Source organism: Streptomyces sp. NPDC048424 (assembly GCF_040651555.1).
Lineage (GTDB): Bacteria > Actinomycetota > Actinomycetes > Streptomycetales > Streptomycetaceae > Streptomyces.
This window is the reverse complement of record NZ_JBEZKE010000002.1, coordinates 1-13,408: the sequence shown is the minus strand read 5'-3', so window position 1 is coordinate 13,408 and position 13,408 is coordinate 1. Positions and strand designations below refer to the sequence as shown.

At 75.4% G+C, this 13,408-nt stretch carries 12 protein-coding genes; all 12 read left to right on the top strand.

All coding sequences use genetic code 11. The features are described from left to right. Positions 1-154: 154 nt before the first annotated feature. Positions 155-1,714, top strand: a complete 1,560-nt coding sequence (locus AB0D29_RS02540; protein ID WP_362851814.1) for a phage tail sheath family protein — start codon at positions 155-157, stop codon at positions 1,712-1,714. Positions 1,715-1,769: 55 nt separating this feature from the next. Next, the gene (locus AB0D29_RS02535; protein WP_030031999.1) at positions 1,770-2,210 is read left to right on the top strand and encodes a phage tail protein; all 441 of its coding nucleotides are present in this window, start codon (positions 1,770-1,772) and stop codon (positions 2,208-2,210) included. Continuing rightward, positions 2,207-2,704, top strand: a complete 498-nt coding sequence (locus tag AB0D29_RS02530; protein WP_362807430.1) for a hypothetical protein — start codon at positions 2,207-2,209, stop codon at positions 2,702-2,704. The genes AB0D29_RS02535 and AB0D29_RS02530 overlap by 4 nt, the downstream gene beginning before the upstream one ends. Further along, positions 2,701-2,859, top strand: coding sequence for a DUF6760 family protein (locus tag AB0D29_RS02525; RefSeq protein ID WP_167739575.1), 159 nt, complete (start codon positions 2,701-2,703; stop codon positions 2,857-2,859). Before AB0D29_RS02530 ends, AB0D29_RS02525 begins: the two co-directional genes overlap by 4 nt. 4 nt (positions 2,860-2,863) lie before the next feature. After that, positions 2,864-6,241 (top strand): hypothetical protein, encoded by a 3,378-nt coding sequence (locus AB0D29_RS02520; protein WP_362851813.1) that lies wholly within the window; start codon positions 2,864-2,866, stop codon positions 6,239-6,241. A 34-nt stretch (positions 6,242-6,275) separates the two neighbouring features. After that, positions 6,276-6,701 carry a phage tail protein gene (locus AB0D29_RS02515; protein WP_362851812.1) on the top strand — a complete coding sequence of 142 codons (426 nt, stop codon included), beginning with the start codon at positions 6,276-6,278 and terminating at the stop codon, positions 6,699-6,701. Positions 6,702-6,798: 97 nt separating this feature from the next. Then, positions 6,799-7,524 (top strand): LysM peptidoglycan-binding domain-containing protein, encoded by a 726-nt coding sequence (locus AB0D29_RS02510; RefSeq protein WP_362851811.1) that lies wholly within the window; start codon positions 6,799-6,801, stop codon positions 7,522-7,524. Next, the gene (locus AB0D29_RS02505; protein WP_362851810.1) at positions 7,521-9,338 is read left to right on the top strand and encodes a VgrG-related protein; all 1,818 of its coding nucleotides are present in this window, start codon (positions 7,521-7,523) and stop codon (positions 9,336-9,338) included. The genes AB0D29_RS02510 and AB0D29_RS02505 overlap by 4 nt, the downstream gene beginning before the upstream one ends. 64 nt (positions 9,339-9,402) lie before the next feature. Further along, complete coding sequence (locus AB0D29_RS02500) at positions 9,403-9,720, top strand: PAAR domain-containing protein (protein WP_362851809.1); 318 nt, start codon at positions 9,403-9,405, stop codon at positions 9,718-9,720. After that, positions 9,720-10,142: a GPW/gp25 family protein gene (locus AB0D29_RS02495; RefSeq protein WP_030388067.1), complete on the top strand. Its 423-nt coding sequence runs from the start codon at positions 9,720-9,722 to the stop codon at positions 10,140-10,142. Before AB0D29_RS02500 ends, AB0D29_RS02495 begins: the two co-directional genes overlap by 1 nt. Then, positions 10,142-12,112 carry a putative baseplate assembly protein gene (locus AB0D29_RS02490; RefSeq protein ID WP_362851808.1) on the top strand — a complete coding sequence of 657 codons (1,971 nt, stop codon included), beginning with the start codon at positions 10,142-10,144 and terminating at the stop codon, positions 12,110-12,112. The genes AB0D29_RS02495 and AB0D29_RS02490 overlap by 1 nt, the downstream gene beginning before the upstream one ends. Continuing rightward, positions 12,109-12,681: a phage tail protein gene (locus AB0D29_RS02485; protein ID WP_362851807.1), complete on the top strand. Its 573-nt coding sequence runs from the start codon at positions 12,109-12,111 to the stop codon at positions 12,679-12,681. The genes AB0D29_RS02490 and AB0D29_RS02485 overlap by 4 nt, the downstream gene beginning before the upstream one ends. The last annotated feature ends 727 nt before the right edge of the window (positions 12,682-13,408 follow it).

Here is a 13,408-nt window from a genome sequence, read left to right as displayed (position 1 = left end):
CGCTGCCTGGCCGGTCCGGCGGGGGCGACCAGGAGGGCAGCGCACTTGCCCCCGGCCAGGGCCGAACGTCTCTGCCCACGAGGGCGACCTCCGGAAAGGCTGTGGACAGACCTGATCAGGCCTGATCACAGAGCCGTAACCCGAAGGAGCGAGCATGCCGACGTACCTCACCCCGGGCGTGTACGTGGAGGAGGTGCAGTCCGGTGCTCGCCCGATCGAAGGGGTCGGCACCGCCGTCGCCGCGTTCGTGGGCTTCGCCCAGAGCGGCCCGTTCCACGAGCCGACTCTGGTCACCAGCTGGGACCAGTACTCCCAGCGGTTCGGCGGCTTCTCCGAGGGCACCTACCTGCCCCACGCCGTCTACGGGTACTTCGCCAACGGCGGCGGCGCCGCCTACGTCGTCCGCATCGGCGGGCAGGCCCAGGACTCCTCCGCACCGGCCGCCGCGGGCTCCGCCCCCCAGCCCCGCGCCGTGGAGCCCGTCGAGCTCGGCGGCTTCGTCATCACCGCCCGGCCGGGCATCACCGGCGTGTCCGTGGAGATCACCGACTCGGACGGCGAGAACCCGCCCGAGGACCGCTTCAAGGTCCTGGTCCGCCAGGGCGATCAGGTGGCCGAGACCTACGAGGTGTCCGCCCGCAAGAACGTCAAGGGCTACCTCGTCACCCAGGCCCGCGCCTCGAAGCTGATCGAGGTCACCGAGCAGCGGGGCGCGGCCCAGACCCGGCCCGCCGGGCAGACCGTCGCCGTGCCCGACGCCCCCGCCACCTCGCCCGCTCCGGCCGGCCGCGGCGGCGTGGCCCGGCTCGACCCCGCCGAGTACGTCGGCGACTCCGCCGCCCGCACCGGGTTCGCCGGCCTGGAGACCATCGACGAGATCACCATGGTCGCGGTCCCGGACCTGATGAGCGCCTACCAGCGCGGCGACATCGACTCCGAGGGCGTGCGCACCGTACAGCTCGCGGTGATCTCGCACTGCGAGCAGATGGGCGACCGCGTGGCGGTCCTGGACACCCCGCCCGGGCTCTCCGCCCAGCAGGTGCGCACCTGGCGCAACGACGAGGCGGGCTACGACTCCCGCTACGCCACCCTCTACTACCCGTGGGTGAAGGTCTTCGACCCGGCCGCCGGGCGCAACACGACGGTCCCGCCGAGCGGCCACGTCGCCGGTGTGTGGGCGCGCAGCGACGCCGAGCGCGGCGTGCACAAGGCCCCCGCCAACGAGGTGATCCGCGGCGCCGTGGACCTGGAACTGCGCCTGAGCAAGGGCGAGCAGGACCTGCTCAACCCGATCGGCGTGAACTGCGTACGGGCCTTCCCCGGCCGGGGCATCCGGATCTGGGGCGCCCGCACCCTCTCCTCCGACCCGGCCTGGCGCTACCTGAACGTGCGCCGCCTCTTCAACTACCTGGAGGAGTCCATCCTCCTGGGTACCCAGTGGGTGGTCTTCGAGCCCAACGACGACCGGCTCTGGTCCAGCATCCGGCGCAACGTCACCGCGTTCCTCACCGAGGAGTGGCGCCGCGGCGCGCTGTTCGGCCGCACGGCCGCGGAGGCGTTCTACGTCAAGTGCGACCGCGACAACAACCCGCAGGAGTCGATCGACCAGGGCCGCGTGGTCTGCGAGATCGGCGTGTCGCCGGTCAAGCCCGCCGAGTTCGTGGTCTTCCGGCTGGCCCAGTTCTCCGACAGCACCAGCCTCGTCGACGAGTGACCCTGCCGGTCAGCGGCACCAGCAGCGCAGCAGCAAGGAAAGGTGAAGGACAGTCATGGCAGAGGGCGATGCTCTTTCCACCCATATCTTCGGCGTCCAGCTCGGTGGTTACCTGGTCGAATCGATCCAGGAGATCAGCGGCCTGACCGTCGAGGAAGAGGTCGTCGAGGTCCGCCAGGTCAGCGCGGAGGGCAAGCAGATCATCCGCAAGCAGCCCGGCGCCCGCCAGGCCGGCGAGGTCACGATCACCCGGGGACTCGACAAGAGCAGCGAGTTCACCAAGTGGATCAAGGAGACCCTGAACAACGGGGCCGTCGACACCGCGCGGCAGAACCTCACCATCGAGATCAAGGACTCCACGGGCGCGACCATCCGCCGCATCCAGCTGATGCAGGGCTGGGCCTCCAAGTGGGAGGGCCCCTCCCTCAAGGCCGGCGAGTCCGCCGCGGCCACCGAGTCCGTGACCATCGTGTTCGAGGAGATCATCGTCGAATGAGACGTCGTACGGTGACGGCAGGAAGCCTGGAGGAGATCCTCCAGGTCACGGCGCCCACGACGGCCCCGGAGCAGGCGGCGGCGCCCCCGGCCGCCGCCGCTCCGGCGGCGCGCGAGGACCACGGCCTGCGGACGGAGTTCGAGTTCGAGCTGCCGCGCGGGTACGTGGACGAAGCGGGCACGGTGCACCGGCACGGCTCGATGCGCCTGGCCACCGCCCGCGACGAACTGCGCCCGCAGATCGACCTGCGGGTCAAGGAGAACCCGGCGTACCTGAGCGTGGTGCTGCTCAGCCAGGTGATCACCCGGCTCGGCACCATCACCGACGTGCACGCCGGGATCGTCGAGCGGATGTACGCGACCGACGTCGCGTTCCTCCAGGACTTCTACCGGCGCGTCAACAGCGAGGGGCACACCCGCGCGGCGGTCACCTGCCCGCACTGCGAAGGCGGCTTCGAGGTCGACCTGTCCGGTGGGCGCCTGGGGGAATCGTGACGTACGCCCTCCCCCGGCTCAGGGAGGAGATCGCGTACATCGCCTACCACTTCCACTGGCAACGCGACGAGATCCTCGACCTGACCCACGGCGAGCGCCAGGAATGGGTCACCGAGATAGCTCGAATCAACACCCGTGTGAACGAAGGCGGTTGAACGCATGGCATGGCGGGACAGGCTGCGTCGGCGCACCGCCGTGCCGGAGGCCGCGAGCGGCCGGGCAGCGGAGCCGTCCACGCCCTCCGGCGGCGCGGCCGCCGCACCGGACGCCGGCGGCGCACCGGAGACCGGTGTACCCGGCGACTGGGACGGCGGCTGGCGCATGACGGCGCAGCCCGTACTGACCGTGTCCCGCGCGGCCATCGGCGTCAGCGACGGGATGGCCTTCCGGTCCGGCCTGGCCGCGTGGCGCGACCCGTCGTTCGACACCGGGCTCGGCCACGCCGTGCTGCCGTCCGCCCCGGCCGGTCTCGTACGCGGGGTCACCCGCCCGGCCGGAGCCGGCCCCGCGCCCACCGCCAGTGGCGGCGGCCCGCTGCTGCTGCGGGCGCTGCGGCAGCCGCAGGAAACGGAGCCGCCCGCTGCGGGCGACACCCCGCGGATCGCGCGCCGCGTCCGACCCGACGCCCCGTCGCCGTCCGGTGCCACGTCGTCCCGTCCGGGCGGCCGCGGCACGCGCGGCGCGTCCGCGCACTCCGCAGCCGCACTCGGCACGCCCGCTCCCGCCGTACAGCGGGCCGCGGCGACGGGCGGCGGCGCGGCCGTTCCCCCGGCCGCGCCCGATCGTGCGCCGACGCCCCCTCGGTTCCCGCTGATCCGCCGTATCGCGGTGGTCCCCGCCGCATCGGCGACCCGGGGAGCGTCGGCCGCAGGTGCCGCCCCGTCCCCGGCCCCGTCGGGTCCGCCCGTCCAGCGGTCCGTGTCCGCCCCGGCGGCCGCGGGGGCCCGTCCCGGCCGCACCGGCGAGGAGCCGCCCGCCGCGGTCCGGCCGCGCGCCGTCGGCCGCACGCTGACCGTCGCCCGGGTCCCCGCCACACCCAGGCGCCGCGTGCCCGCCGTCCTCCCGGCCCCCGTACCCACGGCCCCGGCCCCGACCCCGGTCACGGCTGCGGCCGCCTCGGACACGCCCGTACAGCGCGCGGGAGGCCGCGCGCCGCTCGGCGCCCCCCACGCCGAACTCCCGCCCACTGCAAGCCCGTCGGACCGCCCCGGAGCGTCCCCCGCGCCCACCCCGGCGATGCCCATGGTCCAGCGCCAGGCGGAGCCCGACAGCGCAGGACCGAAGCCCGGCGCGCAACGCCAGACGGAGCCCACAGCCGGCCCCGACACGCCCGTGCAGCGCGCGGGAAGCCGCGCGCCGCTCGGTGAGCGCCACGCCGAACTCCCGCCCACTGCAAGCCCGTCGGACCGCCCCGGAGCGGCCCCCGCGCCCACCCCGGCCATGCCCATCGTCCAGCGCCAGGCCGAGCCCGACAGCGCAGGACCGAAGCCCGGCGCGCAACGCCAGACGGAGCCCACAGCCGGCCCCGACACGCCCGTGCAGCGCACGGGAAGCCGCCCGCCGCTCGGCGCCCCGCTCACCGAACTCCCGCCCACGGCCCGCCCGTCGGAGCGCCCGGCAACGGCCCCCGCGCCCGCCCCGGGGATGCCGATGGTGCAGCGCCAGGCCGAGGCCACGGCCACCTCGGACACGCCCGCGCAGCGTACGGAGAAGGCCGCCGCCCCGGCGAAGCCCAACGTGCAGCGCCGGGCCGAGCCCACGGCCACCTCGGACGCGCCCGCGCAGCGTGCGGGAAGCCGCCCGCCGCTCGGCGCCCCCCACGCCGAACTCCCGCCCACGGCCACGCCGTCGGACCGCCCCGCAGCGGCCCCCACGCCTGCCCGAGCGATGCCCATGGTCCAGCGCCAGGCCGAGCCCGACAGCGCGCGGCCGTCGCCCGCCCCGCAGCACCGCCCGGAGAAGGCCGGCGCCCCGGCGAAGCCCGGCGTGCAGCGTGCGGAGAGCCGCTCGCCGCTCGGCGCCCCGCGCGCCGAACTCCCCTCCACGGCGTCCCTGTCGGACCGTCCGGCGGCAGCTCAGGCGCCTGCGCCTGCCCCGGCCCTGCCCATCGTCCAGCGCCAGGCCGATTCCGACAGCGCGGGGACGAAGCAGGCCGAGCCCACGGCCACCTCGGACACGCCCGTGCAGCGTGCAGGAACCCGCCCGCCGCTCGGCGCCCCGCGCACGGAACTCCCGCCCACCGCCACTCCGTCGGAGACCCCCGCGCCCGCCCCGGCGATGCCCATCGTCCAGCGCCAGGCCGAGCCCGACGGCGCAGGGCCGAGGCCCGCCCCGCAGCGCCAGGCGGAGCCCGCAGCCGGCCCCGACACGCCCGTGCAGCGGGCGCGCAGCCGCGCGCCGCTCGGCGCTCCCCTCACCGAGCTGCCGCCCACGGCCACCCCGTCGGGCCGACCCGCGCCGGCTCCCGCGCCCGCCCCGGCCTTGCCCATGGTCCAGCGCCAGGCCGAGCCCTCGGCCGGCGCCGAGCCCGCGGGGCGTTCCGCGCGGCGGGTACGCACCGGGCTGGGCGCGCCGCTGGCCGCGCTGCCGCCGAGCGCGGCTCCGCCCGTGTCTCCCTCGTCCCGGGCCCGGGCGGCGGCTCGGCCCATGTCCAACGCCGACATCCAGCGCGTACTCGCGCAAGGGGCGGCCTCGGCTCCGGCCGGCCAGGCGCCCGTGCTGGGGGCGGGCGCCGTACAGCGCCGTACTGCCACATCCGCCACGCGCGGCACGCCCGCCGCGCCCTCCGGGTCCGCGGCAGCCCCGGTTCCGCTGGTCGTCGCCCGCTCGGTCACCGGCAAGACCGCGGGCGAAGCCGCGGCAGCGCCCTCCGCGCCCCGGACCCTCCAGCTCCTGGCGGCGCGGCCCCTGCCCCTCGGAACCCGTGACATGGGGAGCGCGGCCGCGCCCGCTCCCCGCCCGGCGAGCCGTCCCGTGGTGGCGGCGCGCTGGCCCGCCCCGTCCGGCGCACCGCAGCAGGTCCAGCGCGCCGCGGTGGACGGGCCGCGCGGCGGCCACGGCCCGCGCCCGCCGCACGTCGTGCGCCCGGAGCCCGGCCCGCGTCCCGCGCCCGCTTCGGCGCCCGCCCGCGCCGCGGCGACTCCGCTCCCCGTGACGAGCCCGCAGGCACCGCCGGTCGTGGTGCAGCCGGCCCCGGCCGCTTCTCCGGCGCAGCCCGTACCCGTCGTACGCCCGAGGACACCGGCCCCCGCCGCCCCCACCCCGGCACCGCCCGGCCCCGCGCCGGCGGGCCCGCCGCCGGTGCAGCGCGCCCCGGGCGGCACCCGGACCGGCCCCGGGCCGACCAGCTCCGGCCCGGGCGGCAGTGGCGGCGGCTCCCGGTCCGCCCCGGCCGACCGGCACACCGCCCCGCAGGTCCCCGACGCCGATCTGGACGATCTCGCGCGCCGTCTGCTGGATCCGGTCTCCCGCCTGCTGCGCACCGAGTTGCGGCGCGGCCGGGAACGCGCGGGCCGGCCCTTCGACGGCCGTCGCTGAGAACACGTACGCACGAGAAACGGACGACGGACCGATGACCGACAACATCTTCGCGACCAGCGTGTTCTTCCGGCTGGCGATCGGCGGCAACGACCTGGGCGCCTTCCACACCTGCTCCGGCATGGGCGCCGAAGTCGAGATGGAGAGCTACGCCGAGGGCGGCAACAACGGCTTCACGTGGCAGCTGCCGGGCCGCGTGACCTGGTCGAACATCACCCTCACCCGGCCCGTCACCGCCGACACGGCGAAGATCGGCCGCTGGCTGGACGAGACGCTGCGCAAGGTCGAGCCGAAGGACGGGGAGATCGTGGCCCTGCGGCCCGACCTGAGCCGGATCATCAGCTGGCAGGTGTTCGGGATCGTCCCGGTGCGGTGGCAGGGGCCCTCCTTCGACCCCGCCAACTCCGCGGCCGCGGTGGAGACGTTGGAGATCGCCCACCAGGGCCTGCTGCCCTCCTGACCGCCCCGCCCCGCCCCGCCCCCGTCCGCACCGACCCGCACCCGCCCGCCCGTATCCGTCCCGTCCTTCGTCCCCGCTCCGGAAGGGAGCCCACGCCATGGCCTCATCGGCACGCGCCAGCCGCGCCAGGGCCCAGCTCACCCTCAAGGAGCCGCCGACCTCGGTCGGCGCCAAGCCGGGCGGGACGATCGCGAAGCTCGACCTCCAGTTCAACCCGTCGACCCTGCAACTGGGCAAGACCACCGAGTGGCGGCGCTCCCCGTCCCGGATGGCCGGGCAGTCGGCGCTGCCCGAGTTCGTGGGCAGCGGTCCGCGCACGCTGAGCCTGGAGGTGTTCCTGGACGCCACCGCCACCCACGACAACTCCGTCGAGCAGGCGGTGGAGAAGCTGATGAAGGCGTGCGTGCCGACCCCGGCCAGCCTCGGCCGCAAGAAGCCGGCGAGCCCCTGGGTGCGCTTCGAGTGGGGCAGCGCGCGGACGACGTCGTTCGACGGGGTCCTGTCGAACCTGTCGGTGTCGTACACGCTCTTCGACGTGGACGGCAAGCCGCTACGGGCCACCTGCTCGCTGTCCATCGAGGAGGCGAGCGTCGACCCGCCGGGCCAGAACCCGACCTCCGGCGCACGCACCGCCCGCAGCACGCACATCGTCGTGGCGGGCGACAGCCTGGCGATGCTCGCCTGGCGCGAGTACGGCGACGCGACGGCCTGGCGGGCCATCGCGGAGGCCAACCGGATCGACGACCCGATCGCGCTCGTCCCCGGCACCGAACTCGTGGTGCCGGCCCTGCAGGACCAGCACGGCGAGGAGGAGCAGCGGTGAGCGGATCAGAATCCGGAGGCCGGTCGTTCGCGGCCGACCCGATCGTGGAAGCGCCCGGCGAACTGCCGCAGATCTGGGCGGCTCAGCTGGTGAACTGCGTGGTCGACGAGAACGTGGGCCTGCCGGACACCGCGGTGCTCACCTACCGCGACCCCGACCACGAGTTCCTGCGCGCCACCGGCATCACCATCGGCTCCCCGCTGCGGGTGTCGGTGATGACCGTGAAGGGGCAGGCGCGGGAACGGCTGTTCAACGGCGAGGTCACGGCCCTGGAGATCGACCGGGACCGCACCGGCTCGTTCACCGTCGTGCGCGCCTACTCCAAGGCGCACCGGCTCCAGCGCGGCCGCAAGGTCGTGGCGTACCGGAACATGACGGCCGCCGCCATCGTCCGCAAGGTGGCCGCCGGAGCGGGCCTCGCCGTGGGGAAGGTGGAGGCGGCGCCGGTGACGTACAAGCAGCTGTCCCAGGCGAACGTCTCCGACTGGGACTTCCTCCAGTTCCTCGCGGGCGAGAGCGGCGCGCAGGTGCGCGTCGACGACAAGGGGCTGCTCCAGTTCACCCGGCCCGTGAAGGCGTCCGGGGCGCCCGCCCCGTCGACGTCGGCCGTGCGCAATCCGATGGTCCTGGAGTACGGGAGGAACCTCCTCGCCCTGCGGGCCGCGCTGTCGGCCGCCGACGGCGCCTCCAAGGTGCAGGTGCGCGGCTGGGACGTGACCACCAAGCGGCCGCTGGTCGCCGAGCAGCCGTCCGTGGTCAGCGACACGGTGGTGCCGGGCCTCAGCCCCCAGCTCGCCGCCCGCTTCGGCAAGTCGACCGTGGCCGTCACCGACACTCCGTACCGTACGCAGGCCGAGACCACCGCGGTCGCGAAGGCGGCGGCGGACGAGGTCAGCTCCGGCTTCGGCGAGCTGGAGGCCGTCGCCGAGGGGAACCCGCTGCTGCGCGCCGGCAAGGCCATCGCGCTCGGCAACGTGGGGCAGGCGTTCTCCGGCCGCTACACGGCGACGGCCGTACAGCACGTCCTGGAGCCGCACGGCGGCTACCGCACCACCGTGTGGGTCAGCTCCAGCCCCGACCGTTCCCTGGCCGGCCTGGTGACCGGCGCCAACGCGCCGGGGCGCGGCCCGCGCATCCCGGGTCTCGCGATCGGCGTGGTCACCGACGTGCGCGAACCGAACGGCTCCCAGCGCGGGGCGGTGCGGCTGAAGTTCCCCTGGCTCGACGACACGTACGTCACCGACTGGGTGCGCACCGTCCAGTGGGGCGGCAAGGGCGGCGGCGGCGTGGTGAGCCCCGAGGTCAACGACGAGGTGCTCGTCGGCTTCGAGCAGGGTCTGCTCGACAGCCCGTACGTCATCGGCGGGCTCTACAACGGTGTGGACCAGCCCTCCCCGCACGACGTGCCGCTGATCGACAAGACCAGCGGGAAGGTCAACCGCCGGTCGGTCGTGTCGCGCTCGGGCCACCGGGTGGAGCTGCTCGACGCGGCGGCGCCCGGCCCCTCCGGGCTGCGGCTGGTGACCGGGGACGAACGGCTCGAAGTACGCATGGACGACCGCCGGGACCGCATCGAGCTCACCGTGTACGCGGGGCGGGGGCGCCCGCTGACCTCGGTCCTGCTGGACAAGACCGGCATCACGCTGGACGCCCGGCGGGGCACGGTGAAGGTGTCCGGCCGCCAGGTGGACATCGACGGCACCGCCGGGGTCAGCATCGGCGGCCGCTCGGTGAAGGTGAACGGAACCGCGGACGTCACCGTCAACGGCGGCCTGCTCGCCACCCTCAAGGCCCGGCTCATCCGCCTCAACTGACGTACATCGACAGCCGCTTGAACCACGGCCACGTGGACCACGACCGCTTCCCGAGGAGGAACCGATGCCAGCCGCAGCCCGTACCGGCGACCCCACCAACCACGGTGGCCGGATCGCCACGCCACCACCCGGCGCCGCCGCGTCGGTGGCGACGGTGCTGATCGGCGGCCAACCCGCCGCCGTCGTCGGCAGCCTGCACGTCTGCGTGGTCCCGCCGCACGCCGCGCTGGGCCCGGGCAACGTCATCATGCCGAACCCGGCCGCGCTCGCCGCGGGCACGGTGCTCATCGGCGGGCTGCCCGCCGCCCGGGCCCGCGACCAGACCACGTGCGGCGCGATGATCCTCACCGGCGCCCCCACCGTCCTGATCGGCGGTGTGTGATGAGCGAACGGTTCATCGGACGCGGCTGGGCGTTCCCCCTGCGGGTCGGACCCACCGGCGGGATCGCCATGGTCGAACGGGAACGGGAGCTCGAAGAAGCCATCCGGCTGGTCCTCGGCACCGCCCCCGGCGAACGGCCCATGCGCCCCGAATTCGGCTGCGGCATCCACGAGTACGTCTTCGCCCCCGGCGACGGCGACACCGCCGGGCGGGTCGCCCAGCAGGTGCGCGAGGCCCTGGAGCGCTGGGAGCCCCGGATCGCGGTCGACGAGGTCGTCGTGGCCTTCGACGCCGTCGACGCGGGCACCCTCTACATCGATGTGCACTACACGGTGCGCACCACCAACGACCGGCGCAACCTGGTCTTCCCCTTCTACACGATCCCCTCCGAGGAGGGGGCCGAGGAAATGGTCGCGGACTGATGGCCCTGCCCTCCCCCAACCTGGACGACCGCCGGTTCCAGCAACTCGTCGACGAGGCGAAGCGCTACGTGCAGCAGCGCGCCCCGGAATGGACCGACCACAACGTCTCCGACCCGGGCGTCACCCTGATCGAGACGTTCGCCTACCTCGTGGACCAGCTGCTGTACCGGCTGAACCGGGTCCCGGACAAGAACTACCTGGCGTTCCTGGACCTGTTGGACATCCAGCTGTACCCGCCCTCGGCCGCCGTCGCAGACGTCGACTTCTGGCTGTCCGCCCCACAGCCCGAGACGCTCACGCTGCCCGCGGGCACCGAGGTGACGACCGCCGCCGGCGAGACCGAGGAAGCCGTGGTCTTCGCGACCACCGACGATCTGCGCATCGTGCCCAGCGAGTTGACCCGCCTGGTCACCGCACCGCGCACCGGCGACCAGACCGACCGCACCGGCGCCCTCGCCGAGGGCCGCGACATACCGTGCTTCCAGGCGACGCCCGAACCCGGCGACGCCCTGCTGTTCGGCCTGCCGACGGCGGTACCGCGCTGCGTGGTCGCGGTCCGCCTCGACAGCCGCGTCGAAGGCGTCGGCGTCGACCCCCGCCAGCCCCCGCTGGTGTGGGAGGCGTGGGACGGCGGCCGCTGGCAGCACTGCGAGACCGACTCCGACAGCACCGGCGGCCTCAACCGGCCCGGCGAGATCATCGTGTACGTACCGGCCGGACACACCGCGTCGCTGATCAGCGGCACCCGCGCGGGCTGGCTGCGCTGCCGGGTCACCGAGCCCGAGCCCGGCCAGCCGTTCTACTCGGAGTCCCCGACCGTGCGCGAGGCCGCCGTCTTCACCGTCGGCGGCACGATGACCGTGGAACACGCCGAGCGCGTGACCGACGTACCGCTCGGCGCCTCGGAGGGGGTGGCGGGGCAGACCTTCCGGCTCGGCCGCCCGCCCGTACTCCTCGACGGGGAACCCCCGGTGGTGGAGGTGTCCTCGCCCGAGGGATGGCAGCGCTGGGAGGTGGTGGACCACTTCGGCCGCTCCGCCCCCGACGACCGGCACGTCCGCGTGAACGCCACCACCGGCGAGTTCGGCTTCCCGCCGGTGCTCCGCGAGGCCGACGGCACCCTGCGCGCCTGCGGCGCCGTACCGCCCAAGGGCTCCCAGGTCCGCGTGGCCCACTACCGCACCGGCGGCGGCCCCGCGGGCAACGTCTCCCGCGGCGCGATCTCCGTACTGCGCAGCTCCGTCCCCTACGTCGCCCGCGTCACCAACCGGGAGGCCGCGCGCGGCGGCGTCGCCGGGGAGACCATCGACAACGCCAAGCTGCGGGCACCGGAGACCCTGCGCATGCAGGAGCGCGCGGTGACCGCCGAGGACTACGAGATCATCGCCCGCCAGGCGGCGCCCTCGGTACGCCGGGTCCGCTGCCTGCCCGCCGCGGACGGCTCCGCCGGCGCGGGCGCGGTGCGCGTCCTGGTGGTGCCGGACGCGGTGGCCGACGAGGGCGACGACCGGCTCCGCTTCGAGCAGCTGATCCCCTCCGACCAGGTGCTCACCGCGATCACCACCACCCTCGACGAACGGCGCCTGATCGGCACGCGCCTCGTCGTCGAACCGCCCGTCTACCAGGGCGTCACCGTCGTCGCCCGGCTGTCGGCGCCCGCCGCGGACGCCGACCGCGTGCGCGAGGCGGCGCTCGCCGCGCTGTTCCGCCACCTCAACCCGCTGCACGGCGGACCCGACGGCGCCGGCTGGCCGTTCGGGCGGCCCGTGCAGTACGGCGAGGTGTTCGGCGTGGTGCAACGCGCCATCGGGGACGTCCTGGTGGAGGACATCCGCATGTTCGCCGCCGACCCGATCACCGGGCGGCGCGGCGCCCCCGTCGACCGGCTCGACATCGGCGCGGGCGCGCTCGTCTTCTCCTACCAGCACCAGGTCGTCGTGACCGAGCCGGAGCCGGGGGTGCGCGGATGAGCCGGGCCGCCGTCCCCGGGCTGCCCAGCCCGCACCCGATCGGCGAACAGCTGCCCGCGCTGTACGCCGACGACGACTTCGCCCAGCGGTTCACGGCGGGCCTGGACACGGTCCTGGCCCCGGTGTTCACCACCCTCGACAACCTGCCCTCCTACTTCGACCCCCGGCTCGCCCCGGCCGACTTCCTGCCCTGGCTGGCCTCCTGGGTGGGCGGCATCGACGACCCCCGGTGGCCGACCGCGCTGCGGCGCGAGGCGGTGGCGCGCGCGGTGGAACTGCACCGCTGGCGCGGCACCAAGCGCGGCCTGACCGAGGCCCTGCGGCTGGTCCTGGGCGTGTCCGCCGAGGTCAGCGGGGACGGCGGGGCCACCTGGTCCCGTACGGCGGGCGCGGACCTGCCCCCGCCGCCGGCCGACGAGGTCCTGATCCGGGTGTGGCCGCAGCGCGAGGGAGCGGCGTACGAGGTCGACGCGGACCGGGTCCGCGCCCTCGTCCGCACCCTGTGCCCCGTCCACACGGTCTGCCGCGTCGAGGTCCTGCCGGGGCCGCCCGCGGGTGAAGGAAGGTGACGACGATGCGTGCGTGTCCCGTGTGCGGAGCGTCCAACGGCGCGACGGACGACTTCTGCGGCAACTGCGGCGCCTACCTCGGCTGGTCGGACCCCACCCCACCCCGACGCCCGGCACCGGCGGGCACAGAGTCCGGTCCACCGCCCGACGCGGAGCCACACCCACCCGCAGGCCCGGAACCCGCGCCCACCGGCGCCGAGTCGCACCCGCCCACCGGTGCGGAGTCCGGCGCGCCCGCCGGTACGGAGTCCCGCCCGCCAGCCGGCGCGGAGTCCGGCGCGCCCACGCCCACCAGGGCGGAGCCGGCCCCTTCTGCGCCCACCGGTGCGCAGTCCCGCCCGCCCGTACGTACGGAGTCCGGCCCGCCCGCCGGGATGGAGCCCGGCGCGCCCACGCCCACCAGGGCGGAGCCGGCCCCTTCTGCGCCCACCGGTGCGCAGTCCCACCCACCCGTACGTACGGAGTCCGGCCCGCCCGCCGGGATGGAGCCCGGCGCGCCCACGCCCACCAGGGCGGGGCCGGCCCCTTCTGCGCCCACCGGTGCGCAGTCCCACCCGCCCGTACGTACGGAGTCCGGCCCGCCCGCCGGGATGGAGCCCGGCGCGCCCACGCCCACCAGGGCGGGGCCGGCCCCTTCCGCGCCCACCGGTGCGCAGTCCCACCCACCCGTACGTACGGACCGCGGTCATCGGGCGGGACGGACCGCCGGTGCGGGCGCCGGTCCGCT

What these genes read in the sequence shown, in the direction of transcription:
- AB0D29_RS02520 (WP_362851813.1), top strand. Translation starts at nt 2,864, where the DNA reads ATGGCATGGCGGGACAGGCTGCGTCGGCGCACCGCCGTGCCGGAGGCC.
- AB0D29_RS02485 (WP_362851807.1), top strand. Translation starts at nt 12,109, where the DNA reads ATGAGCCGGGCCGCCGTCCCCGGGCTGCCCAGCCCGCACCCGATCGGC.
- AB0D29_RS02530 (WP_362807430.1), top strand. Translation starts at nt 2,207, where the DNA reads ATGAGACGTCGTACGGTGACGGCAGGAAGCCTGGAGGAGATCCTCCAG.
- AB0D29_RS02490 (WP_362851808.1), top strand. Translation starts at nt 10,142, where the DNA reads ATGGCCCTGCCCTCCCCCAACCTGGACGACCGCCGGTTCCAGCAACTC.
- AB0D29_RS02495 (WP_030388067.1), top strand. Translation starts at nt 9,720, where the DNA reads ATGAGCGAACGGTTCATCGGACGCGGCTGGGCGTTCCCCCTGCGGGTC.
- AB0D29_RS02510 (WP_362851811.1), top strand. Translation starts at nt 6,799, where the DNA reads ATGGCCTCATCGGCACGCGCCAGCCGCGCCAGGGCCCAGCTCACCCTC.
- AB0D29_RS02515 (WP_362851812.1), top strand. Translation starts at nt 6,276, where the DNA reads ATGACCGACAACATCTTCGCGACCAGCGTGTTCTTCCGGCTGGCGATC.
- AB0D29_RS02540 (WP_362851814.1), top strand. Translation starts at nt 155, where the DNA reads ATGCCGACGTACCTCACCCCGGGCGTGTACGTGGAGGAGGTGCAGTCC.
- AB0D29_RS02535 (WP_030031999.1), top strand. Translation starts at nt 1,770, where the DNA reads ATGGCAGAGGGCGATGCTCTTTCCACCCATATCTTCGGCGTCCAGCTC.
- AB0D29_RS02500 (WP_362851809.1), top strand. Translation starts at nt 9,403, where the DNA reads ATGCCAGCCGCAGCCCGTACCGGCGACCCCACCAACCACGGTGGCCGG.